The 24,325-nt window shown below is 62.1% G+C and carries 21 protein-coding genes and 1 pseudogene; 18 read left to right on the top strand and 4 right to left on the bottom strand.

Features of this window, described 5'->3' with window-relative positions:
- Positions 1 to 140: 140 nt before the first annotated feature.
- The 10 genes from H3T92_RS02770 to H3T92_RS02725 all read left to right on the top strand — a co-directional run bounded on the left by H3T92_RS02770 (position 141) and on the right by H3T92_RS02725 (position 13,216).
- The gene (locus tag H3T92_RS02770) at positions 141 to 1,124 is read left to right on the top strand and encodes a CPBP family intramembrane glutamic endopeptidase (RefSeq protein WP_198189359.1); all 984 of its coding nucleotides are present in this window, start codon (positions 141 to 143) and stop codon (positions 1,122 to 1,124) included.
- A gap of 114 nt (positions 1,125 to 1,238) precedes the next feature.
- A complete protein-coding gene (locus H3T92_RS02765) occupies positions 1,239 to 2,603 on the top strand; it encodes a C1 family peptidase (RefSeq protein WP_198189358.1) in 1,365 nt (454 codons plus the stop codon).
- Positions 2,604 to 2,748: 145 nt separating this feature from the next.
- On the top strand, positions 2,749 to 3,909 hold the full coding sequence (locus H3T92_RS02760; RefSeq protein WP_198189357.1) for a 3-deoxy-7-phosphoheptulonate synthase: 1,161 nt from the start codon (positions 2,749 to 2,751) through the stop codon (positions 3,907 to 3,909).
- Positions 3,890 to 5,110 carry a 3-deoxy-7-phosphoheptulonate synthase gene (locus H3T92_RS02755; protein ID WP_232341835.1) on the top strand — a complete coding sequence of 407 codons (1,221 nt, stop codon included), beginning with the start codon at positions 3,890 to 3,892 and terminating at the stop codon, positions 5,108 to 5,110. Before H3T92_RS02760 ends, H3T92_RS02755 begins: the two co-directional genes overlap by 20 nt.
- A 64-nt stretch (positions 5,111 to 5,174) precedes the next feature.
- Positions 5,175 to 5,909, top strand: a complete 735-nt coding sequence (gene mtnN / locus H3T92_RS02750) for a 5'-methylthioadenosine/S-adenosylhomocysteine nucleosidase (protein ID WP_198189356.1) — start codon at positions 5,175 to 5,177, stop codon at positions 5,907 to 5,909.
- A gap of 377 nt (positions 5,910 to 6,286) precedes the next feature.
- Positions 6,287 to 6,808, top strand: a complete 522-nt coding sequence (gene rplJ / locus H3T92_RS02745) for a 50S ribosomal protein L10 (RefSeq protein ID WP_024626821.1) — start codon at positions 6,287 to 6,289, stop codon at positions 6,806 to 6,808.
- Between the two features lie 103 nt (positions 6,809 to 6,911).
- Positions 6,912 to 7,292, top strand: coding sequence for a 50S ribosomal protein L7/L12 (rplL, locus tag H3T92_RS02740; RefSeq protein WP_045924837.1), 381 nt, complete (start codon positions 6,912 to 6,914; stop codon positions 7,290 to 7,292).
- 394 nt (positions 7,293 to 7,686) lie between these two features.
- Complete coding sequence (locus H3T92_RS02735) at positions 7,687 to 9,261, top strand: variant leucine-rich repeat-containing protein (protein ID WP_332460618.1); 1,575 nt, start codon at positions 7,687 to 7,689, stop codon at positions 9,259 to 9,261.
- 8 nt (positions 9,262 to 9,269) lie between these two features.
- Positions 9,270 to 12,980 carry a helicase gene (locus tag H3T92_RS02730; RefSeq protein WP_232341834.1) on the top strand — a complete coding sequence of 1,237 codons (3,711 nt, stop codon included), beginning with the start codon at positions 9,270 to 9,272 and terminating at the stop codon, positions 12,978 to 12,980.
- Positions 12,980 to 13,216 (top strand): hypothetical protein, encoded by a 237-nt coding sequence (locus tag H3T92_RS02725; protein WP_144085027.1) that lies wholly within the window; start codon positions 12,980 to 12,982, stop codon positions 13,214 to 13,216. The genes H3T92_RS02730 and H3T92_RS02725 overlap by 1 nt, the downstream gene beginning before the upstream one ends.
- A gap of 9 nt (positions 13,217 to 13,225) precedes the next feature.
- Here the strand turns inward: H3T92_RS02725 and H3T92_RS02720 are convergent, their stop codons facing one another.
- From H3T92_RS02720 to H3T92_RS02705, 4 genes and pseudogenes are all read right to left on the bottom strand, one after another.
- Complete coding sequence (locus H3T92_RS02720; protein WP_415873673.1) at positions 13,226 to 13,639, bottom strand: MscL family protein; 414 nt, start codon at positions 13,637 to 13,639, stop codon at positions 13,226 to 13,228.
- Between the two features lie 622 nt (positions 13,640 to 14,261).
- Positions 14,262 to 14,600, bottom strand: a pseudogene (locus H3T92_RS08345) (SAF domain-containing protein); the annotation flags it as partial.
- A 72-nt stretch (positions 14,601 to 14,672) separates the two neighbouring features.
- Positions 14,673 to 14,885, bottom strand: a complete 213-nt coding sequence (locus H3T92_RS02710) for an FmdB family zinc ribbon protein (protein ID WP_198189354.1) — start codon at positions 14,883 to 14,885, stop codon at positions 14,673 to 14,675.
- Positions 14,886 to 14,986: 101 nt separating this feature from the next.
- Complete coding sequence (locus H3T92_RS02705) at positions 14,987 to 15,664, bottom strand: 5-formyltetrahydrofolate cyclo-ligase (protein ID WP_198189353.1); 678 nt, start codon at positions 15,662 to 15,664, stop codon at positions 14,987 to 14,989.
- A gap of 80 nt (positions 15,665 to 15,744) precedes the next feature.
- Between H3T92_RS02705 and H3T92_RS02700 the strand changes: the two genes are divergently transcribed.
- From H3T92_RS02700 to nrdE, 8 genes are all read left to right on the top strand, one after another.
- Positions 15,745 to 16,398, top strand: a complete 654-nt coding sequence (locus H3T92_RS02700; RefSeq protein WP_198189352.1) for a GNAT family N-acetyltransferase — start codon at positions 15,745 to 15,747, stop codon at positions 16,396 to 16,398.
- Positions 16,399 to 16,474: 76 nt separating this feature from the next.
- Positions 16,475 to 17,902: a hypothetical protein gene (locus H3T92_RS02695; RefSeq protein WP_198189351.1), complete on the top strand. Its 1,428-nt coding sequence runs from the start codon at positions 16,475 to 16,477 to the stop codon at positions 17,900 to 17,902.
- Between the two features lie 178 nt (positions 17,903 to 18,080).
- The gene (gene groES / locus H3T92_RS02690; protein WP_015022393.1) at positions 18,081 to 18,374 is read left to right on the top strand and encodes a co-chaperone GroES; all 294 of its coding nucleotides are present in this window, start codon (positions 18,081 to 18,083) and stop codon (positions 18,372 to 18,374) included.
- A 119-nt stretch (positions 18,375 to 18,493) separates the two neighbouring features.
- Positions 18,494 to 19,594, top strand: a complete 1,101-nt coding sequence (locus H3T92_RS02685) for a histidinol-phosphate transaminase (RefSeq protein WP_198189429.1) — start codon at positions 18,494 to 18,496, stop codon at positions 19,592 to 19,594.
- Positions 19,595 to 19,772: 178 nt separating this feature from the next.
- Positions 19,773 to 20,261 (top strand): class Ib ribonucleoside-diphosphate reductase assembly flavoprotein NrdI, encoded by a 489-nt coding sequence (gene nrdI / locus H3T92_RS02680; RefSeq protein ID WP_198189350.1) that lies wholly within the window; start codon positions 19,773 to 19,775, stop codon positions 20,259 to 20,261.
- A gap of 65 nt (positions 20,262 to 20,326) precedes the next feature.
- Positions 20,327 to 21,322 carry a class 1b ribonucleoside-diphosphate reductase subunit beta gene (nrdF, locus tag H3T92_RS02675; RefSeq protein ID WP_232341884.1) on the top strand — a complete coding sequence of 332 codons (996 nt, stop codon included), beginning with the start codon at positions 20,327 to 20,329 and terminating at the stop codon, positions 21,320 to 21,322.
- Between the two features lie 175 nt (positions 21,323 to 21,497).
- Complete coding sequence (gene nrdI / locus H3T92_RS02670; protein ID WP_144085036.1) at positions 21,498 to 21,995, top strand: class Ib ribonucleoside-diphosphate reductase assembly flavoprotein NrdI; 498 nt, start codon at positions 21,498 to 21,500, stop codon at positions 21,993 to 21,995.
- Positions 21,996 to 22,046: 51 nt separating this feature from the next.
- Positions 22,047 to 24,242, top strand: a complete 2,196-nt coding sequence (nrdE, locus tag H3T92_RS02665; protein ID WP_198189349.1) for a class 1b ribonucleoside-diphosphate reductase subunit alpha — start codon at positions 22,047 to 22,049, stop codon at positions 24,240 to 24,242.
- The last annotated feature ends 83 nt before the right edge of the window (positions 24,243 to 24,325 follow it).

The following is a 24,325-nucleotide window of genomic DNA, read 5'->3' as shown; positions in this document are numbered from 1 at the left end:
CTGACGTTCTGCCTTGCCTGGAAGCCGGGTGGCTGCCTGCCGAACCGGCGTGGCCGTCAATCTCGGCCCGAACCCCTGCCGAGGCCTAGAGTCGATGGTGAAGAGGTGCAGGCCAAGGGTCACAGGGTTGGGAGAGCGTCATGCATCAATCACAGCACGCATCATCACATGTGTCCGCCACGGGGTCATCCGGGTCGGCTGCGGCTTCACGCCCATGGAGTGCCCAGGTGCGCCGTGGGGTGGACCTGCAATCCCTCTATGCCCTGGTGTATCTGGTGGCGGCCAACCTGATCGCCGGGGTTCTGAATCTGCCCTCGGTGGCCGCGGCCCTGGGCATTGCCCGTCAGCCGGGGCTGGCCGATCTGCTGGGCGATCTGGTCATGCTGGTCTTTCTCTTCGGCACCCGCAGCCAGGATCTGCGCGGGCGCGGGACCAACCCTGTGCAGTACAAGGCGCAGACCAATCCTGGCTCGGTCGTGCTGATCGGGGCCATCCTGCTGATTATGCTGGCCAGCAGCATCGAGACCGGCTTCACCTGGGTGGTCAACCAAGGATCCCAGGCCCTGGGGCTGGTCTACCATTCCACCACCTCCCAGATCGCGGCGGGCCAGCACGGGTTCCTGTCGCCCCTGGACACGGCTATCCTGGTCCCCGTCGTCGAGGAGTTCCTGCTGCGCGGCGTGGTCATGGGCCGACTGAAGCCCTACGGACGAACCTTCGCCATCGTCACCTCCTCCTTTATCTTCGCCTGCCTGCACGGAGACATCACCCAGAGTCTGTTCACCTTCCTGCTGGGCCTGGTTCTGGGTGTCATCGCCATGGAATACTCCATCCTCTGGTCCATGGCACTGCATATCTTCAACAACCTGGTCCTGGCTGACGCCATGATGTGGCTGACCCAGACAGTGCCGGCCCGCACCGGCTCGATGATCAACCAGGGCATGACCCTGCTGGGCCTGATCGGGGGACTGGTCGTCCTCTGGCTGATTCGCGGACAGTTGGCAGACCGCCTGCGCGCCAATCGCTCACGCCCCGGAACCTATAGGGGCTGGATCTCTCTTGGTCTGGCGGTCCTAGTGGCCCTGGCCGTGGTCAATGCGGCCCAGCGCTTCTCCCTGGCTTGACAAAGGCACAGTTGTCCACATCATCCGCCAGGCGAACCCATGAGGACCGATTCCCGCTATGCTGAATACAGGGATGCAGATACATCCGCATGAAAGGAAACAAGGACAGACCGCATGACATCAGTACTGACACCACTGGATCAGACCCGTTTGGAGGGCCTGCGCACCGCCTTCGATGAGCGCGAGGCCAACCATGTCGCCATGAATGCCGTCACTCAGGTAGGCATTGACGAAGTGGCCCACAACTATAACCGCTCCCGTCTGCTCCAGCACCGTTTTTCGGTCAGCATCGACAATGGCACGGTCACCTCGCAGGCGCACTCTGGCCGCTGCTGGCTCTTCAGCTCGCTGAACGTGGCCCGATTCGTGGCCCGCAAGGCTCTGAACATCGATGGTGAAAGCACCGCCAACCCCATGGGCGACTTCGAGCTGTCCCAGAACTATGCCATGTACTATGACAAGCTTGAGCGCGTCAACTACTTCCTGCGCGACGTGGCGGCTCTGGTGCGCGCCGGCGAGCCCGTCGACTCCCAGCTCATGCGCTTCCTGATGGGCGATGTCATGGGCGATGGCGGCCAGTGGATCATGGCCATGAACATCTACAAGAAGTACGGCGCAGTGCCCAAGCAGTTCTATCCCGAGACCGCTTCCTCCCAGAACACCAGCCAGATGAACGATCAGCTGCGTCGCCTGCTCCACCAGGCCACGGCTCACATGGTGGCCAATCCGGACGGGATCGACGAGATCATTGATCGGACCATGGAGGCCGGGCACCGTATGCTGACCATTCATCTGGGCACCCCGCCCACCAGCTTCGACTGGGAGTGGACCGACAAGGACGGCGTCTTCCACAGGGATGGGCGGATCACCCCGCAGGAGTTCTGGAAGCGCTACGTCAATGCCGGACTCGAAGACTATGTCTGCCTGGTCGACGATCCGCGTCCCGAGCACCCCAAGGGCCGCAAGATCGGCATCGAGCATCTGGGCAACGTGGCTGGCGGCGATCCCACCGAGTATCTGAACGTTCCGGTGGAGGTCATGAAGGACTGCGCCCGTCGTCTGATGAGCGAGCAGGGCCTGCCGGTCTGGTTCGGCGCCGACTGCCATCCCATGATGGACCGCAAGGCCGGTCAGTGGGCCACTGACCTGTTCGAGTACGGCCGGGTCTACGGTGTGGACTTCGACATGGACAAGGAGCAGCGGGTGCGTTTCGGAGATTCTGCCCAGAACCATGCCATGGCATTCGTGGGCGTGGATGTGGCCGACGACGGCCGGACCACCAACCGCTGGCGGGTGGAGAACTCCTGGGGCGGGGACATCGCCAACAAGGGCTACTTCACCATGAGCGACGACTGGTTCAGCCAGTATGTCTATGAGGTGGCCGTGCCCAAGTCCATGCTGTCCGAGGAGTATCGCCGGGCCTTTGACCAGGAGGCTATCATGCTGCCCGCCTGGGATCCCATGGGCGCCCTAGCCTGAGCAACGTCACCAATTTATCCATTGAGCTGTTCGTTCCCGTGGTCTGCATGGATCGCGGGAACGGACCGTCCGCATCGGCCCGGACGCGGATGGTCATAAGGAATTCGGGCAAGATCGTCGAAGTACGACAGAGAGGAGAGCGACCGTGGCATTCGTCAAGGAACCGGATATCATCCCGGAAGAGGAGCGGCAGTATTTTGCCGATACGGCCGTCTTTCCCGAAACAGTGGACGTCAACATTCGTCAGCTGGATCCCATCCCGGCCCCCAGGGTCTTTTTGCGCTCGCGGCCCCTGGATCCGGAGCGTATGGAGTTGGTGCGGGACTCCCGTCAGGCCATTCGGGATGTTCTGCATGGCCGAGACAACCGGCTGCTGGTCATTACCGGCCCCTGCTCAGTTCACGACCCGAAGGCTGCTCTGGAGTACGCCCGTCGTCTGTCGGCCGTCAATGAGCGGTTGAAGGATCGGCTGCTGATCGTCATGCGGGTCTACTTTGAAAAACCCCGGACCACGGTGGGCTGGAAGGGCCTGATCAATGACCCCGATCTGGATGGAACATTCAACATTCGCAAGGGGATTCGCCTGGCCCGTCAAGTGCTCTGGCAGGTTCTGGGACAAGGGATTCCGGCGGCCACAGAATGGTTGGATCCCATCACCCCGCAGTATCTCTCCGACGCGGTCAGCTGGGGGGCCATCGGTGCTCGGAACACGGAGAGCCAGGTCCACAGGGAACTGGCCAGCGGCATGTCCATGCCCATGGGTTTCAAGAATTCGACCGAGGGCAGCGTAAAGGCAGCGGTTGATTCCTGCCTGGCCGCAGCATCCGAGCATCACTTCCTGTCCATCAACCTGGACGGCCATGTCATCGCTGCCGAGACCAGGGGCAATCCAGATTGTCACTTGATTCTGCGCGGTTCCAGTCATGGCCCCAATTACGATTCGGAGTCCGTCCGGTCCGCCCTGGAGGCCATGCACCAGGCCCCGCTGGGCCCTGGTGCCTGCCGGGGGCTGATCGTCGACGCAGCCCATGGCAACTGTGGCAAGGATCCAGTGCGTGAGGCCCAGGTGGTCGAAGGGCTGGCAGAACGTATCGCCAAGGGTGAGCAGGGCCTGTCAGGCATCATGATGGAGAGCTTCCTTGAGGGCGGTCACCAGAAACCGGCCCCGCTGGATCAGCTGGTCTTCGGCCGATCAGTCACCGATGCCTGCATTTCCTGGGACAGGACCGAGGAACTGCTGCAGATCCTGGCCGATGCTGTGCAAGCCCGTCGGGAAAGGAGAAGGCATGAGCCGGATCAAGGATGAGCCACAGGAGCCTTTGCCCCGACCCAGCAAGGCCTACGAGGTTGAACTGGTCCACAAGGCGCTGGCGGCAGGCGTCAACCCCCTGCAGACCGGGAACGTGCCCAGGTGGGAGGACGAGGTAGGCATAGGCCGGATCGTCAACAGGAGGGTCTTTGAGCTTGACCGCCTGCCTTCGCCCGCGCAGATGCTGACCAGATATCCCTTGGACGGGTCGGCCAAGGATCTGGTCATCCGCTCCCGGCAGGAAATCGTGGACTGCCTGCATGGGCGGGATGATCGGTTGCTGGTCATTGTGGGTCCATGCTCCATCCACGACCCCGATGCTGCGCTGGACTATGCCCGTCGTCTGTCGGCCGTCAATGAGCGGTTGAGGGATCGGCTGCTGATCGTCATGCGAGTCTACTTCGAGAAGCCTCGGACCACGGTCGGTTGGAAGGGCCTGATCAACGACCCCGACCTGGATGGCAGCTACAACATCCAGAAGGGCTTGGTCCTGGCGCGGCGCATTTTGCTGGGTGTGCTGGAAACCGGACTTCCGGCGGCCACGGAATTTCTTGAGCCCACATCGCCGCAGTACATTTCCGATGCGGTCAGTTGGGGGGCCATTGGCGCACGGAACACGGAGAGCCAGGTTCATCGGCAGCTGGCCAGCGGCATGTCCATGCCCATCGGCTTCAAGAACGCCACGGATGGCAGCGTGGATGTGTCCATTGATTCCTGCTATGCGGCCTCTCAGCGCCACACCTTCTTCGGAATAGACCATGAGGGTCAGGCTGCGGCCGTGGCGACCATGGGCAACCCCGACTGTCATCTGGTCCTTCGCGGCTCCAAGTCCGGCCCCAACTATGATCAGGATTCGGTGCGGGCAGCACTTGCCGTGCTGCGCCAGCGCATGCCTGAGGACAGCGCGGCTGCCCACGGACTGCTCATCGATGCTTCCCATGGCAATTCCGGCAAGGACGAGCGACGCCAGATCCAGGTTGTCCATGAGCTGGCCCAGCGGATAGGTGACGGTGAGGAAGGCGTCACTGGCCTGATGATGGAAAGTTTCATACGTGGAGGCAATCAGCAGCCGGCCCCATTGGACCAGCTGGTCTACGGGTGTTCGATCACCGACCGTTGCATCTCCTGGCCTGATACCCAGGACCTGCTGGAGGAGCTGGCAGGAGCCGTGGACCGTCGTCGAAACACGGCTCGTTGACTTGCGCCTGCAGTAGTCTGGTCGGGCTGCAGTTGCAGGTGAAATCTTGGATAAGGAGTCAGGTATGAACGAAGCGGATGCCTCCCTGAAGGGTGAGGATCGGCGGCCGGTTGCCGTCATCGGGGCCATGGATGAGGAGGTGGCCCTGATCGGTCGAGGTCTGCAGCAGGCGGATCAGGATTCCCAGGCCGGTGATGCTGGCCTGAAGGTCATATGCGGCACCCTGAATGGGTCACACGGCCCGGTTCGTCTGGCTGCCACTGTAGGCGGCATGGGCACGGTTAACATCGCCGCCACCACACAGTATCTGATCGATGCCTTCCATCCCAGGGCCGTTATCTTCTCCGGTATTGCGGGCAACTTGAACAAGGACCTGCACATCAACGACGTGGTTCTTGGAGGCACTCTGCGTTATCTGGATACCGACATGCGTTTGGTGGCCCAGTCGGCCCCCGGCACCGAGGAGTTCCACTCGGATCCTCACCTGCTGGATCTGGCAAGCCGGACCCTGGACTCCATGGGGATCAAGCACATCGTCGGCACCATTGCGACAGGTGACTACTTTGTGGACAGCCCAGAGAAGATCGCCGAAGTCAAGGAGCAGACCGGGGCCGACGCGGTTGAGATGGAGGGAGCGGCTGTCTGCCACGTGGCGGCCCGCAACAAGGTGCCAGCCCTGGTCATCCGCGCTCTGAGCGACAACGCCGACACCGACTACGAGGTCTTCCGGGAGTTCGACATCTCCGAATATGCCGACACGGCCGCCAGGCTGGTGCTGGGCATCGTGCGCGAGCTCTGAGCGCAGGTCAGCAAGGAGCCCTCGGCCGTGCGGCCTGGCACCTATGGGCCTGCGATCCGATGGGTTGCGCCCGTCAAGGCTTGGATGCCGTGAGTCTGCTGTGGTTCTGCAGTCCCCGGATCTGGCTGGCTCCCAACTTGCCGTGTCTATGAACTTGACGGCTGCAGACGACCTGTGTAATATTGCCCCTTGCATACCAAAGACCGTTGGTCGGGACCCTTGGGTCTCCTAAGTTCGGTTGATCGAGCCAGCACAGGTTGAGTTTCCAATCGGTCCTCGTGACCTGTTTTCTGCTCTGCCTGTCGGCAGGGCTTTCTTTTTGCCTGTCATGCTCAGTCGCCCGGCTCCCTCCAGAGGTCTGTCTAGGAAGGAACGCCATGAAAAGGCCCGAAAAGGAAGAGGCTGTCGCCAGGCTGACGGACAAGTTCCGTGACGCCGACGCCATCATCCTCACCGAGTACCGCGGGCTCAGTGTTCCGCAGGTCGCCGATCTGCGAAACAAGCTAGGCCGCGATACTTCCTACAACGTGGCGAAGAACACGCTAGCCCGGATTGCGGCCAAAGAGGCTGGAATCGAGGGTCTCGATGAGATGCTTGCCGGCCCTTGCGCCATTACCTTTGTCAAGGGTGATTACGTCAATGCCGCCAAGACGCTGCGTGATTTCGCCAAGGACAACCCGGCACTGATCGTCAAGGGCGGCTTCATTGATGGAGCTGTTGCTGACGCGGATGCCATGAAGAAGATCGCGGATCTGGAATCCCGCGATGTTCTGCTCTCCCGGATGGCCGGCGCGCTCAAGGGCACCATGTCCAAGGCCGCCAACCTGTTCGTCGCTGTGCCTACCAAGGCCGTGCGCACGTTCGACGCCCTGCGCGAGAAGCAGGAAAAGGCCGCCTGAGTCCACGGCCACTGGCCCGGATCCATACGGCAAATACAAAAGAAGATGTTCGGTGATCGGCCTACCAGTCAATGCCGGTCGCCACAAATGAAAGGAAGCCATTATGGCCAAGCTCTCCGCTGACGAGCTCATCGACGCGTTCAAGGAAATGACTCTGGTCGAGCTGTCCGACTTCGTCAAGAAGTTCGAGGACGAGTTCGACGTCGAGGCCTCCGCCCCCGTGGCCGTGGCCGCTGCCGCCCCCGGTGCCGCTGCTCCGGCTGAGGAGGAGAAGACCGAGTTCGACGTCGTCCTCTCCGCCATCGGCGACAAGAAGATCCAGGTCATCAAGGCCGTCAAGGCCATCACCAACCTGGGCCTGGCCGACGCCAAGGCTCTGGTTGACGGTGCCCCCAAGGCCGTCCTGGAAGGTGCCAAGAAGGAGGACGCCGACAAGGCCAAGGCTCAGCTGGAAGAGGCCGGCGCCACCGTCGAGCTCAAGTAGTCATCGGCTCTTTCTGAGCCCTTGCATGCTGGAAAGCCCTGTGCCGTCACCGACGGCCCGGGGCTTTCCCATATCCGGCCATGCCATGGGGGATGGGTGTGCCTGTTGGGTCGGCCTTGGACCAAACGATTATGAGTCGCTTGCTTTCCGCACAATAGTGGATCGAAGTGTCTGAATTGATTCATGGCAGGCAATGAGCCACCTGCCGTTTACCACAATCAGGCCTGCAGATACTCCCGATCCGGACGGCTCCAAGAGGTGCGCTATGCCTGCGAGCCTCTCATGTGTCCTTTATCAGGTAATTCGGCACGCAATCAATCCTATCTCTGGGTTTCATGACAGAATAGGCGATAGTACCGAGTGAAGGCGGCTGCAGATTTGGGAGGTCGAAAACGTGAGTGACGATCGGCGACCGGGGCAGGTGTGGATAATCAAGTTCAATGGGGCGGAAGAGACCCGGCTCAAGCCTGGCGAGACCGTCGAGATCGGCCGCAAGCCTCTGCGTCCGCTGGCCGATGACGGTCGGCGTCGTCTGGAGGTGCCCGATCAGACTAAATCCATGTCCAAGCGGCATGCCATTTTCGCCGTCGACCAGGACGGTCTGGCCACCCTGCGCGACATGGGTTCCACCAATGGCTCCTATCTGATCCAGTCCGACGGCTCCCTGGTCAGGCTGCCCGTGGACGCCGCCTTCCCCCTGTCCAGCAGCTCGGCCCGCTTCCAGTTCGGAGATGTCCCTGTCGACTTCGTGCGCATCAACAATCCCGAAGAGGATAAGACCGATCCCTCGCCCCGGGTGCCCGACCTCTTCTCATACTCCACACAGCCCCGGGGCATGGTGGAGCCTGATGCGGCTGAAATGTCCGTCGACGACATTCTGGACATGCGCGCCGGCGAGCCCACTGGCATCTTCAAGGCCGACGGGGTCCGCAACCGGGTCACTGCCCTTCACGATATGGCCTTGGGCGCTGCCAAGACAGCCGATTCTTCCCAAGAGGCCGGCGGTGCTTCACAGGATCGTCCCAAGACTGCCCCAGCCGCTCAGGGTTCGGAGGGCAATCCGTCGCCGCCTTTCTCCGGAAGAGCAGAGCCCACAGATTCGCGAGGCCCGCAGGTTCGGTATTCTGACGATTCTGATTCAGCTGAGCATGGCCAGACTGACAGGGGGCCGGCTGATGCCGGCTCGGCTGATGGTCAGGGATCATACCCTCGCAGGGCCTATGCCGACCAGCCGGATGACAGAGCATTCGAAGACCGCGAAGGTGATCGGCGTGGTGGCGAAGCCCGCCAGCCTCTGCCATGGCAGGAACACGAATCCGAGCAGAGTCTGCCCTTGGTCGGCACTCGGCAGGAGGACAGCCAGCCGGTCGACCGCGATCTTTTCGCTGATGCTCGTCGTTCCCGTTCCGCTGAATCCGCCCCTGATCAGGATCGCTACGACCAGGATGCTCGCGATGCCCGTGATGATCGTCGGCATCGCGATGATCGTGCAGCTTCCGGCCGCAGGGGCTATGCAGATGGTCAATCACGGCAAGGCCGGGGGAGGGAAGCGGACACCGCCCAGGGATTCACCCCGCTGGGAGCCGTAGAGCTGGCCCGCCTTTCCAAGAAGGAATCGGATCAGGCCCGACGTCCTCAGCCAGCGGATCAGCCGGATGATGACCAGCAGTATCAGCCGGCCTTCGAGCCCGGATCGGTCTTCGAGCGGGTCTCCAAGGGTGACTATGACCGTGGCCAGGAGGCCATCGTGGTGGACGGAATGAGCTCCGATGATGCCAAGCGTACTGGTGACTTCGCCCTGCAGTTCGCCATGGCCAAGCATCGCCAGCTGCTGCCCTTTCTGGCGATGAATCCGGCCCTCTATGATGATCTGTACGCCTGGTTGGAGGCTCAGGGCGATCAGGACATCGACGCGGCCCTGCGCAACAATGACGGGTATCACGAATATCTGAACGCCGTGCGGAAGTGAGTGGACGGATGAGCGAGACGGTAATGAGCACCGGGGGATCGGAAGAAGACAAACGGGCCGAAGATGCACAGGCATCGACGGCCGGGTCCTCCTCCGACCGTACGGCAGAAGAAGTCAAGGCCCCGTTGACTCCACTGGAGCGAATCCGGGGATGGCGCCAGGACTACCAGAACCAGGTGGGACTGACCCCACTGGAGAATGTGTCGCAACTGGCGGCGCAGATGGATCTCACGCACGCGCATCCTTCAGGCATTGCCCAGCTTTTCGCCAGCGGCCAGGTTCATCTGGATGCGCTTTTCCGGGACCGCGGCATGCTGCGTGCGGCCCACCGCCGTATGGAGCGGGTTCTGGACGACCAGGCCGCCAAGGAGCGTGCCAGCGGTTTCGCCCAGCTTTCCATGGTCGTAGGGGTGGCTGCCTGGCAGGGGCGCGACATGCCCGTACTGCTCTATCCCGTGCGCATCGATGAGAGCACACAGGGGGCCTCCAGGGCTTCCATCAGATTCACAGGCAAGGTGGATCTTAATCCTGCCTTGATCTCGGCCATGCGCGAGCGTGGCATCACCCTGGATCCGGATCGCCTGTTTTCTGCCTCCCATTATCAGGGCGGCACCCCTGAAACCTCATCGCTTTTCAAGGACATGACGGCTCTGATCACGCCGCATATCAGTGACTTCACCATTGAGCGGAAAATCGTTCTGGGGTGCTTTATCGAGCCATCGGCCCAGTTGCTGGGCGAAAGCCTTCGGATTCTGGACCGGATGACCGCTGGGTCCACCGGCAACGATCTGCTGGATGCCTTGGCTGGCGACCAGGCAGCCTCCGAGCGGCTCAAGGGCGGACCAGTGCCCGACTACAGCCCCTTCGATGCTGACCCTCACAGCGAGTTTGAGGCTGGAGACGTGGACAACCGGGTCCGTTATGCCGCCCAGCTGGTGGCGACCGGGCACAGCGTGCTTGTGGATGAGCAGACCGGCCTCCACAGCGCCGACGATGCCCTGGCCATCGCCTCGCGCTGCGTCACCGCCGGCAGGACCGTGCTCTATGTGCCCTGCGTGGTGGAGGAGAAGCGGCGTTTCCAGCATCGTTTGGATGCCGCTGGGATGGCTGATATGGCCCTCGATCTGACCGATGATCAACTGGGCAGGGTCCTGGACCAACGGCTGATCGATGCAGTGGGGTTCAAACCCGGCAAGGCCAGCGAGCATTTTGACCAGGTGGCTGATGAGCTTGTGGGTGTCCGTTCCCGACTGACCCGCTACCTGGGCGATCTGCATGGGGTGGATTCCAGCTGGGGGGTTTCGGCCTACCAAACCATTCAGAATCTGGCCAACATCGCCAATATGCCTACGCACCCTGCCACCCGTGTCCGTCTGGGCGCGGCCACCGCCCACGATCTGAAACCCGATTTGGATACGTGGGCGGACAAGCTGGAGAGGGCTGCCGAGCTGGGCGAATTCGTCATCGGCCCCCAGGACACCCCCTGGTTCGGAGCCACCCTGGTCAACGAGAACGAGGCTGTGGACGCGTACTCCCGTGTGGTCCGTCTTCTGCAGCGGCTTCTGCCGGACACCCGTGAGCAGGTCAAATCCACGGTAGAGACCTGCGGATTCCCTGTGCCTGCCACCGTCAAGGATTGGGGACGGCAGGTGGTGGTCCTCAAGAACCTGCGCCGGGTCTTGGATGTCTTCCAGCCTTCCATATTCGAGCGCGACATTCCCGCCATGATCGAGGCCACCAAGTCCAAGGCCGATCGCAAGGCCAACGGCACCAACCTGGGATTCTGGGAACGCAGACGTCTGGTCAAGGAGGCCAAGAGCTTGCTCAGGCCCGGGGCCCAGGTCGAGGATCTGCATGAGTCGCTGGTGGTGGTCTCCAAGCAGGCCGAGCAGTGGCGGACCTTCGTCCCCCACGGCGGCTGGCCGGTCCTGCCGCCCAAACTGGACGTCATCATCGACACGCAGGAATCCCTGATCCGCGACATGACAGCTCTGGACACCGTCCTGGACTCGACTCCGGCCGGGGGCGATCTGGAGACCATGGATCTCAACAAGGTGGAGGAGCGGCTCAAGGCGCTCTTTGACGACCATACAGCCTTGGATACCTTGCCTGAGCGCTGCGCTTTGGAGGGTGAATTCAGCAAGGCAGGGCTGGAGGAGCTGGTCCAGGACCTGCGCAACCGTCAGGTTGAAGGCAAGGCGGTGCGGGCCGAGCTGCAACTGGCCTGGTGGACCACGGTCTTCGACGACATCATGCGCTCCTCGCAGATCATCTCCAACCAGGATGGTTCCGCCCTGTCCAACGCAGCCGACCGCTTCAGCCAGGTGGATGCTCAGCACGTGGCCAGCGTAGGCCCCATGGTTGCCCAGGAGAGCGAAAAGCGTCTGTCCGAGCTGCTCTTCTCGCGCACCCAGGAGGCCAATCAGCTGCACACCATGCTGGCCGGCAACCCCGGTGCCTCCCTTACGGTCTTCCAACAGGCCCACCCTGGCATCCTGTCGGCGGCCAAGCCCATCATCATCGCGACTCCGGCCACGCTGGCAACCAGGACCAATCCGACACAGCTGGCCGACACGGTCATCATCGATGCCGGAGCCCATATGCCTTCCATCCAGGTGCTGACTGTGTTGGCTCGGGCCCGGCAGGTGGCAGTCATCGCCCACCGGCCTACCATCACTTCGGATGGCCTTTTGCAACTGGTCGGCCATCTGGTCCCGGTCACCGTCAAAGCCCGCCCCTCGCGCCGCTCGGTTCGCTTGGACACCTTCCTGAAGGATCACGGCTATGGGGATCTGCCGGCACCTGTCCCTGATTGTCGGGAACCTGGCAGGGTGACCCTGACCAGGGTGGAGGGCGCTGGCGTCCCGGTCATGGCCACCGGGCTGGTCGAGTCCAGCCAACAGGAGGTCGCTGCCGTTGTCGACATGCTCAAGCGCAGGGCCGGATCCTTCTCCCTGGTGCCGAACAGTTATCTGCTGACTGTGGTCACGCTGTCGGCAACCCATCGCTCCCGGCTGGGCGCCGAACTCAAATCGGCGGCAGCCAAGGACAGGGTTTTCGCCAAGTTCCTGCGGCATGTACGCATCGTCGGCATTGACGAGGTCTGTGGTGCTCGCGCCACGGACGTAATCCTGACTCTGGGGTTTGCCAAGACCACTCACGGCCGTCTCCTGCAGCAGTTCGGCGATCTGGAAGGCGAAGGGGGCAAGGGCATGCTGCTGGATGCTCTCGTTCTGCCGGATCGGAATCTGGACATCGTCGCGGCATTTTCCGCTGAGGACCTGGAAGACGACCGTCTTCACCAGCCTGGGCCGCGTCTGCTCAAGGATCTGCTGACCTGGGCTGAGCACCCCGACGCGGAACCGGTCCGGCCCGAGCAGGCCGAGCAGTCCACTAATGTGCTCTTCCGGGATCTGGCCCAGCGGCTGCGAACCCGGGGGCTGGATGTAGCCCTGGATTACGGGTACGACCAGGCGCCCCGAGTTCCGTTGGTGGTCGGGCTCAAGAACAAGCCCTATGCTTTGGCGGTGCTGACAGACGACGCCGAGTTCATGCACACCCAGTCCACCCGGGAACGTCACCGGTTCACCACCGAGGACCTGCAGTATCTTGGATGGTCGGTCATGACCGTCTGGAGCGTTTCGGCCTTTGTCAACCCTGACAAAGAAGCCGACAGGATCGTCGCCCGCCTTGCCGATATCTACCAGCAGGCGCGTTAATGGCGAAGGATGACCAACCAGAGCGCGGGAAGCAGCCTGGTGAGCCTGCAGCTTCGCACCCGCGTCGGCATCGCCGGGTAGTTCGTCCAGGCAGGGAACGGTTTGATGTTGATGGCACCGAGGAAGATCCTCAGGATCGGGTCTGTGCGCAGGATCGTCTTGACGGGGATGATCGGCGGATCCTGGGCGAGCTGCCCCCGCATTGGGGGCTCTTTCCCCATGAGCGCGGCGACTGACCGCTGATCCTAATCCTGGCCCTTGGGCAGTTCGGTTCCGGTCTGTTCACTGTCGCCTGCACCTGTTGACCGGTGGATGTCGTCGGCGATCTGGCGAAGCAGCTGCAGGCTTTGGTCTTGCGGGCTGGGTGCATTGGGCTGATCCTTGATCCCCGAGGCTGCCCGGCTCAGCTGCCGCAGCTTGTTGATGGGCATGATGATGCAGAAGTAGACGGCGATGGCGATCAAGAGGAAGTTGAGCAGGGCCGTCAGAATGGCGCCAAAGGAAATAGTGGCGTTCCGGTAGCTGATGGTCAGGAGTCCCGACAGATCCGGTTTGCCGAAGATCATGGCGATCAGCGGGCTGATCAGATTGTTGACGATGGCGTTGACCACACTGGTCACCGCCGAACCCATGACCACGCCCACGGCCATATCCACCATGGAACCGCGTGAGATGAACTGCTTGAACTCGCCCAGCACGCCCTTGTTGCTGATCTGCGAGATTTTGTGGACTGCTTCGGCGGTATCCTTGGCCGCCACCTGATTGATCGAGGCCATTCTGCATCCTTCCGTAGCTGATGTGAGGCATGGAGCGCCCATGCCTGCTTCTTCCTCCATTATCGCGGGCCCAGAATGGTTTCGGTTTTCCGACATGATCGGAGGGTGTCGGTGCAGAAGTGCTGTCGGGGCGGATGGCGATGACAGGGGTGGATGGATCCAGCGACAGCAAGAGCAGAGCCTGGCCGGCATCCAGAGCGAAGACGGCCTGGGATGCTTGCCGGACTTGGTTGCCCTCCCGCCCTTCCGGGTCGGATCGGTCCCTGGGGATTGTCTGCGCTGGTTGTAGAGCCAGAGCTTTCTCGGCTATCATGCAGTGTCCGCCGCCTGAGGCCTGCCCGGAATTCGGCTGGACAGGGTGCGGGCCGGCATCAGCAGGGCAGTCCCCTGAAGCCAGCAAACTCACCTGGTCCCCAGCCTGCAGGTCTCCCGGATCGTCGGTCAAGCGGACGGTCACCGGAGTGGTCCCGGGCGGCTGCGTCGGTCTGGCGCTGATCATGGCCGTCGTTAGCGGTTGCCCCGTATGGACGCTGATCATCAGCCGCCGTCCACGGACTTGCTCATATGAGGAGATCAGGCCGGGCAGCCGCTCCCTGCCATGCAGGGTCCGCCTTTCAACCATGGCAGGTTCGATGGCTGATCCGCGTGCAATGGGCCGTGCGGCGACCAGTATAGACAGGCGGCCCTGGGCCTGGACCAGGATCTGCAGGGTACAGAACACTGCCAGCCCCAATGCCAGGGCGGTCCCCACACGCCTGAGCCGAAAAAGTCGCCGCCGGCGGGTCAGGGATCCGACTGCCGATGAAGGCTTATCCTTCTTGCTGAAGATGGAAAAATCGACCATGCCCCCAGCCTGCCAGGTTCTTGGCCGGCCTATGGGTCTGCATGGTCGATGTGGTCGAATGTGCCTCTCGGTCTACTTGCCGCTGGTGGAGCTCGAAGAGGAGGATGAGGCCCCGTCGGTCCGGTAGAAGCCATGACCCTTGAACTCGATGGGCACTGCGGAGAAGATCTTGCGGACCTGCTGTTGCCCGCACTTGGGGCAGATGGTGATGGGTTCGTCGTTGAAGGACTGCTCCTTGGTGAAGTCGTATCCGCAGTTCTTGCAGCGATAATGATAGGTGGGCACCGTTCTTTCCCTCCGCTGATGGTCGGTTCGCGCGACGATTGGTTCAATACCCAATATCCTAGTGGTGGCTTCGACCAGAAGAATCGGCACCGGGCCTCTCGTCAGCCTTGTTCATCACCATTATGGTCTGTGCCGGGCCTTCGTGACAGACCTGTGGCTGTGGGCGTGAAACCTGCAGGCGTCAGGACTGCATCCACGGGGAGATCATGGTCCAGATGGGGCAGAGGGGCTTCCACGAATTCGCCGGGCCAGCAGATGCCTACTACTGGGGTCCGGTCTGCACGCAGGGTCAGAGCACGGTCATACCAGCCTCCACCCCGACCCAGGCGAATGCCGGCATGGTCGATGGCCAGCGCTGGCACCAGAATCAGATCAGCCGTACCCAAGGCCTGTGCCGACAGGGCAGGCATATCGGGTTCGTCAGGCCGCCAACCTGGAATCCGCTTCATGTCACCCAGATCCTGCCGTGATTGCAGTCGACCCCAACCTACTTCGGTGCCTGTACCCAGCATTGGAATGAGCACCTGGTCGCCCCGGCCCAGGAGGAGTTCCAGGCTGGGGTCCATGGCTATCTCCCCTCGAATGGAGGCAAAAGCAGCCACGGTCAGGCCTTGGCCGCCTCGGGAGCGTTCGACCCTGGCAAGCACCTGGCCTGCCAGCAGGTCGGCAAGCTTGCGGCCTGCGTCCAGGCATTGGGCCGGGTCGATACGCCGTCGGGCTTCAAGCAACCGGCCGCGTCGATCCTGCTTGTCCACATCGATGCGTTCCTGCTCGTTCATGCCCTCAGTTCTACCAGCAGGGGGCTCTCCCTGGTGGACGCATGCCCGCTTCGGCTGCCGTTCGGTGAGAACATGGAGTCATGTCGGTTCTGCATACCTTCCGCCAGGTCTGGCAGGGTTCCCGAGCCCGTTCGGACCATGCCCTGGATCTGCCTGATCGTCTGACTTCGCCCCCGGGCCATGGGGACTTCCTGCTGAGGCCCATCCGCGAGGGCGACCAAGCAGCCTGGAACGCGGTCCGATGGAGGAATCGCGATTGGCTGGCCCCATGGGAGTCAGGGGATCCCCGCCACGGACCTGGCATGACCTATGCCCAGTGGATGCAGGAGCTGGAACGTGCCCGGCAGGAGGGCACTTCAGCGGTCTTTCTGATGGAGTTTCATCAGAGCATCGTGGGGCAGATTTCCTTGGGTGCCATCCGCTACGGGTCCATGCGTACAGCGACAGCGGGCTACTGGGTGGACCAGGATTGGATTGGTCATGGGTTCGCGCCCCTGGCTCTGGCCATGCTGGCTGACTGGGCATTCAGAGACAGGAGGGGCCCCCATCTACACCGGCTTGAGGTGGCGATTCTGCCAGAAAACGAACGGTCCCTGCGCGTAGTCCGGAAGCTGGGCATGGAGCCGGAGGGGCTGCGCCGCAGCTACATGTACGTCAACGGACAGTGGCGGGACCACCTGACCTTTGCCTGGATCAGTGACCAATTCGATCCGGATTTGCTGGCTCGTCTATGAGCTCCTGGGACGGACATGGTCGACACGCTGGGTTTGACTTGCCGCTTGGGGCATACCGTCAACTAACGTAGTACCTATGGTTTATGAATCACTCAGCAGCATCGTGGTTTTGGTGATTGCGGTGATTCTGGTGCTGGGTTGGCTGCCGTTTCGCACCGTCAAGGGCATGAAGCGGGCCTCGGAGCATCGCCAGGACAGGCTTTCCACCTCCCTGCACATGGTGGGTCGGGAAGACGGCATGAGGTTCTGCGACAGGCAGTCGAGGACGGTGAAAGGGTTGGTCATGCAGCAAGGGCAGCAGGATGGCAACCGGCGCAGTCAAGCCCAGCGCATCAAGCAGATCAGACAGTTGCGCCGCGCGGCCATACGTCGTCGTCGCATCCTGGTTCTTGCCCTCTTGGTCATCACCCTGCTGGTGGCCGGCTGCTCCTTCCTTGTGGACTACAGCCCATGGTTTACGCTGATTCCTCTGGCGCTGGTGGTAGTGGTGTTGGCCGCCGGCGCGCATGCCTCGGCCCAGGCCCGGGCCTGGGAGCGCAATTTAGCCCAGCGGCGTGCCCGGCAGCGTCGTCAGCAGGCAGCCAGTCTGACTAAGAGCAAGACCTCCGGCAAACCCGGTCAGGCCAAGAGTGAGGGCCGCACGGAAACTGCCACGGATGTGTTGGACCAGGGCGAGATCCGTCGAACGCTGGCCCAGGCCAAGGCTGATCAGCAGGCAGCTCTTCAGGCCAGACAGCACAATTCCTCCAAGCCTGCAAATCCGGCAGTCGGCAGCAGTAAGACTCAAGGTTCGGCTGGGTCCGTCAAGTCGACCGAGAAGGCCGCTGCGCAAACCGGGCATGCGACGAGCAGGCCATCCGCTGCCAAGAAGGCCTCTGATCGGACCCCATCCAAACAAGCGGCTTCTCGGCCGAAGGCTTCCAAACCGGCAACCACCAAATCCTCAACGGCCGCAAAGGCTGCCTCCAAGCCCGCAGCGCCCAAGTCGTCGGTGGACAAGTCCGCTGCCTCCAAGCCTGCAGCCCGGTCCGCCTCTCCCCAGTCGGCATCCGTGCAATCCGCCGCTGCCCAGTCGGGCAAGTCGGGACCGGTCTCTGCGTCCGTTGGCAATGCGCGCCCAGCTTCGTCGGCCCAGGACGATGCCACTAATGAGCTCAAGCGCATCAGTCCCTCTCCGGCCTTGGATGCCTTCGGTATGGCGGCGGGCCAGGATCTGATCTCCTTCTCCCTAGGATCAGCCAGTGGCGAGGGATCGGACATGGATGGCAAGAAGAGCGAGGATGAGGGTCCTCACAGCCTGGAGATCAAGTCCACCCGGCAGGTCTCCGTGGCCCGTCCCCCTGAAAAGAAACAGGCGGATCAGAAGAAAGCCGACAAGCGACCCGACGACTTTCACAAGCAGGAAATGCAGGCCCAGGTCGAGGTGCCCGACCGCAGCGAGGACTCCCTGTCCATCGGCGTGGAGGCCATCCTGGCCCGGCGGCGTCCGGCATCTAAGTCCTGAGGGGCCGATCGGGTATTGATCTTTCACCACCAGCGTTAGCACTCAAGTTGGCAGAGTGCTAATTTCGCGCTACTATGACTTGTAGCGCAAAGGAATGCGTGGTGAGTGTTCGTCAGCCTCTCATCGACGTTCCGGCGTGGGTTCATTGGCTGTTCTCACAAGATGTAGGAGGTCCACAGTGTCGATTTCACTCACACCGTTGGAAGACAAGATCGTCATCAAGCAGGCTGAGGCGGAGACCAAGACCGCTTCCGGGCTGGTCATTCCCGATACCGCCAAGGAGAAGCCCCAGCAGGGCGAGGTGCTGGCAGCGGGTCCCGGCCGTCGTGACGACAAGGGCGAGCGCATCCCCATGGATGTCAAGGTTGGCGACAAGGTTCTGTACTCCAAGTACGGCGGCACCGAGGTCAACTACGGCGGCGAGGACTACCTGATCGTGTCCGCGCGCGACGTTCTGGCCATCCTCAAGTAAAGAGAGGGTGATTGTGGCCCCCGGTCCTGCGGAAGGACCGGGGGCCATTCGCGTCTCGGGAGGACCGTGCAGCGGAACAGACCCCGCAGGGACATATGGCGGCCGCTAGCATGGTGCCCATGTACTATCGTCATCGTCTCAGCATTGATGCCCTGCCCGGTTACCGGCAGGGCAGTCCGGCACCAGCTGTTCCCGGGTTCACCAGCTACAAGATCTCCAGCAATGAGAACCCCTACCCGCCCCTGCCCGGCGTGATTCAGACCGTCTCCGAGCAGGCCCTGAGCCATCTGAACCGCTATCCGGACATGCATGGCACCCGTCTGGTGGAGCGGTTGGCCCAGCTGCACGGGGTGGATCCTGCATGCATTCAGCTGGGATGCGGGTCCACCGAGGTCATCACCCAGCTGGTTGATCTGGTGGCCGGTCATGGCGATCAGGTGGTCTATCCCTGGCGCAGTTTCGAGGCCTATCCCATCATCGTCACCTCGGCTGGAGCCACCGGGGTGCCCGTGCCCTTGGATACCGAGGGGCGGCATGACATCGATGCCATGATCGCCGCGGTCAACGACCACACCAGACTGGTCATCGTCAACAATCCCAACAATCCGACTGCGACCAACGTCGACCGCGACCAGGCCGAACGTCTGCTGCAGGCCCTGCCTGCGGATCTGCCGGTGCTCTTTGACGAGGCCTATATACAGTTCAACGACGATCCTGATCGCGCTGACGGGTTGTCGCTCATGCGCGAGCATCCCAATGTGATCGTGGCCCGGACCTTCTCCAAGGCCTACGGACTGGCCGGTCTGCGGATCGGGTACGCCGTGGCTGCCGAGCCAATCATTGCCGGCATGAACAAGGTGGCCCTGCCCTTCGGCGTCACCGATGCGGCCCAGACGGCGGCAATGGCCAGCCTGGATGCACAGGACCGCCTGGCCGAACGGGTCCAGGCACTCAAGCAGGAACGGGCCAGGATCCTGGCTGGTTTGCAGGAGCAGGGGTGGAAGATTCCTGAACCTCGGGCCAACTACTACTGGCTGCCTCTTGGCCAGGCTGCGGCGCAGGCTGATCAGCATTTCCGCGACGCAGGCCTATCGGTCAGAACCTTCCCTGGCGAGGGCATTCGCATCACTGTGGGGGAGCGGGAGGCCAACGACCGGGTCCTGGAGGTTTGCGCCGGCCTGCGTCGACAGGGTTTGCCGCAGGACCTGATCTCCGACTGAAGGTTGCACTGGCGCAATCGTCAATGCATTCGACTGCCGTCTCCGTTCTTGTATGGAATGTCACAGCGGGGACGGTTTTGCTCCTGTGAACTTGTGTCGTCTTGGATAAACCTATATATTGTGGTTGGCTGGCCAAGTCAATCCAATATATAGTGTTTACCAAGGAGCAGCAGTCCCTATGTCCTTAGCAGATGTGGATCGGCACGATCCTCCCGATGGTGCCTTCAGGCTGGTGTATTTCTCCAGCGTCTCCAACAACACCCACCGCTTTGTGCAGCGGCTGGGTGTGGAGGAGCCTCTCCGCATCCCCCTGTACGAGCGGCGCCAGCCCATGCTCGTCATGGATGCGCCCTACCTTCTGCTGGTGCCCACCTATGGCGGCGGGTCAGCCAAGGGGGCCGTGCCCAAACAGGTCATCCACTTCCTGAACAATCCGGTCAACCGCGGGCTGATCCGCGGGGTCATCACCTCGGGCAACCGGAACTTCGGCAGCGCCTATTGCGCGGCCGGACCGCTGATAGCCCACCGGTGCGGCGTCCCTGAGCTCTATCGCTTCGAGCTGCTGGGCACCGCGGAGGATGTTCAAGCGGTCAGGGCCATTCTGGCCGGAATGGGAGTGCAGCTCCAGCAGCAGTCGACTGATTCACGAAAGGCGGTTTTGTCATGAGCCAGCAGGAAAGCACCAAAGAAAACACCAAGGCAGAGGCCGGTGTCTATGCCGACGACGAGATGATGCGCCAATCCATCACCCCGCCCCAGTACCGGGTCACCCCTGAGGCCAGGATCCGCCCGGTCAACTGGAACAAGATCACCGACGAAAAAGATCTCGAGGTCTGGAACCGCCTGGTCTCCAACTTCTGGCTGCCCGAAAAGGTGCCGCTGTCCAATGACATCCCATCCTGGAACACCCTGACCGATCATGAGCGCCAGACCACGGTCCGCGTCTTCACCGGACTGACCATGCTGGACACCACCCAGGCCACCATCGGCGAGTTGGTGCAGATCGATCACGCCCGCACCGAGCAGGAGCAGGCCATCTACACCAACATCGCCTTCATGCAGTCGGTCCATGCCCGGTCCTACTCCTCGGTCTTCTCCACCCTCTGCTCCAGCGAGGAGATCGACAAGGCCTACCGCTGGGCCGTGGCCAACGACGTCCTCCAGGAGCGCGTCCACACGGTCCTGCACGAGTACGTCAGCGAGGATCCTCTGAAGCGCAAGGTGGCCTCCACCATGCTCTCCTCCCTCATGCTCTACGCAGGCTTCTACCTGCCCCTCTACTTCTCCAGCCATGCCAAGCTGATGAACACGGCTGACATGATCCGGCTGATCCTGCGCGACAAGGCCATCCACGGCTATTACTCGGGCTACAAGTATCAGCGGGGTCTGGAGGAGAGGACCCAGGCCGACCAGGCCATGCTGGAGAAGTTCACCAATGATCTGCTGGACAAGCTCTACGACCTGGAGATGGTCTACTCCGGGCAGATCTATGAGGGCTTCCCCTTCGTTGATGATGTCTTCGCCTTCGTCCGCTACAATGCCAACAAGGCGCTGATGAACCTGGGTTACCCGGCCCGGTTCGCAGCCGACCAGACCGATGTCAGCTCGGAGATCCTGGCGGCCCTGTCGCCATCGGCCAACGAGAACCATGATTTCTTCTCGGGTTCGGGCTCCTCCTACGTCATGGGGCATTCCGAGTCCACGGACGACGATGACTGGGACTTCTAGGCCAGGTGGAGACGGTGTGATATTGGGCACAGAAAACCCTAGATATGCTCACCGTTTTCAAGATCAACAGCACATATAGTAGTTCAGGCTCGCGCTGGGCGGGTTCTGATCGGTCCGTCCTCAGGGCGGGCATCACCGTCAAGACAGGCTCTGGATGGCCTGATCAGGAGGAAGCATGGAGCAACAGCAGACCGCCGGAACTGATTCGGAGCTCAGCGCTCCCGAGTTCGCCGCCCAGGGTCAGCGCCTGGGGGCTGTGGTCTACTTCTCATCGGCCTCGCGCAACACCGCCCGGTTCATCGCCAACTGCCATTTGGATGAGGAGGGGATTGATGTCTTCCGCATCCCTCTGAGGCCCAAGGACCCGCCGCTCAACATTCGACAGCCCTACATCCTGATCGTCCCCACCTATGGGGGCGGATCGGCCAAGAAGGCGGTCATGCCGCAGATCAAGCGCTTCCTGAACGACCCGGACAACCGGGCCGGCATCCGCGGGGTCATCGCCTCCGGCAACACCAACTTCGGGGAGGCCTTCTGCATGGCGGGGGACATCATCTCCCGCAAGTGCAATGTGCCCTTCCTCTACTATTTCGAGCTCATGGGCACCAAGGAGGACCAGGAGAAGGTCCGCCGTGGGGTTGTGGATTTCTTCCGCAACCATCCCGAGTCCTGAGCCAATTGCATTACACGTACCATCACTGTAATTTTCATGAAAGGACACCCGATGGGAGCAAACGAGGACACGTCCCTGGCCCTGGACAGGACCGCATCCGAGGATGAGGAGACCTTCGATCCGGCTCACGACTACCATGCCCTGAACGCCATGCTGAACCTGTACGACAAGGACGGCAGGATCCAGTTCGACAAGGACCACGAGGCCGAGCGCCAGTACATGGACCGGCACGTGGGGCCCAACACCATGACCTTCCCCTCCACGGCCGAGCGGATCGCCTACCTCCTGGGCCACGAGTACTACGATCGGAAGGTCTTCGAGCGCTACACCCCTGAGTTCCTGGACAGGATCTACCAGCATGCGGCCGAGAGCGGCTTCGAATTCGAGACCTTCCTGGGCGCCTTCAAGTTCTACACCTCCTACGCGCTGAAGACCTTCGACGGCAAGCGCTACCTGGAGGACTTCCCCCAGCGCTGCGTGGCCGTGGCCCTGGAACTGGCCGACGGGGACGAGCAGGCCGCCATGAAGTACACGGACGAGATCATCTCCGGCCGCTTCCAGCCCGCCACCCCCACCTTCCTGAACCTGGGCAAGGCCCAGCGCGGCGAGCCGGTCTCCTGCTTCCTGGTGCGCATCGAGGACAACATGGAGTCCATCTCCCGCGGTGTCAACGCCGCCCTGCAGCTGTCCAAGAGGGGCGGCGGCGTGGCCCTGCTGCTCAGCAACCTGCGCGAGATGGGCGCGCCCATCAAGCACATCGAGAACCAGTCCAGCGGCGTGGTCCCGGTCATGAAGCTCCTGGAGGATTCCTTCTCCTACGCCAACCAGCTGGGCGCCCGTCAGGGTGCCGGCGCCGTCTACCTGTCGGCCCACCACCCTGACATCATGCGCTTCCTGGACACCAAGCGGGAGAACGCGGATGAGAAGATCCGCATCAAGTCCCTGGCTCTGGGCGTGGTCATCCCCGACATCACCTTCGAGCTGGCCAAGCGCAAGGAGCCCATGGCCCTCTTCTCGCCCTACGACGTGGAGCGGGTCTACGGCAAGCCCTTTGCTGACATCCCCATCACCGAGCACTACGAGGAGATGGTCAAGGACAAGCGGATCCACAAGAAGTACATCGACGCCCGCGACTTCTTCATGACCCTGGCCGAGATCCAGTTCGAGTCCGGCTATCCCTACATCCTCTTCGAGGACACGGTCAACAAGGCCAACCCCATCGACGGCCGGATCACCATGTCCAACCTCTGCTCGGAGATCCTGCAGGTCCAGGAGCCCAGCACCTACTCCGAGAACCTGAACTACGACCATATCGGCCGTGACATCTCATGCAACCTGGGATCCCTCAACATCGCCAAGGCCATGGACGGCGGCCTGGCTGACACGGTCGAAACCTCGGTGCGGGCCCTGACCTCCGTCTCCGACCACACCAACATCGAGGCCGTCCCCTCCATCAAGCGGGGCAATGACGAGGGCCATGCCATCGGCCTGGGCCAGATGAACCTCCATGGCTTCCTGGCCCGCGAGGGCATCCACTACGGATCCGAGGAGGGGCTGGACTTCACCGACATGTACTTCATGACCGTGGCCTACCACGCCTACAGGGCCTCCCATGCCCTGGCCGTGGAGCGGGGGAAGGCCTTCGCCTCCTTCGCCAAGTCCGACTATGCCAAGCCGGCAGGGCAGGGGAACTACTTCGACAAGTACACCGAGGGTAGCCGTTCCCTGGAGCCTAGGACCCAGCGAATCAAGGACCTCTTCGACCAGTATCAGGTCCACATCCCCACGGTGGAGGACTGGAAGGAACTCCAGGCGGCCATCCTCAAGGACGGCATCTATAACCAGAACCTCCAGGCCGTCCCCCCGACCGGGTCCATCTCCTACATCAACCACTCCACCAGCTCCATCCACCCGATCGCCTCCAAGATCGAGATCCGCAAGGAGGGCAAGATCGGGCGCGTCTACTACCCGGCTCCCTACATGACCAACGAGAACCTGGACTACTTCGAGGACGCCTACGAGATCGGCTGGAAGAAGATCGTGGACACCTACGCCGAGGCCACCCAGCATGTGGATCAGGGGCTCTCGCTGACCCTCTTCTTCCCCGACACGGCCACCACCCGCGACCTGAACAAGGCTCAGATCTACGCCTGGCGCAAGGGGATCAAGACCCTCTACTACATCAGGATCCGCCAGCAGGCGCTGGAAGGCACCGAGGTCGAAGGCTGCGTCAGCTGCATGCTTTAAGGCATCTGTCCTCAGGCCTATGCAATCACTGGTCGGTGCCGTCTTTGGGGCGGCGCCGGCCCTTTGGTATCCACATCCACAGG

The organism is Bifidobacterium sp. W8112 (assembly GCF_016101425.1).
Taxonomy (GTDB): Bacteria; Actinomycetota; Actinomycetes; order Actinomycetales; family Bifidobacteriaceae; genus Bombiscardovia; species Bombiscardovia apousia.
The sequence above is the reverse complement of the archived record's forward strand: the minus strand, read 5'-3'. Positions and strand labels throughout refer to the sequence as shown.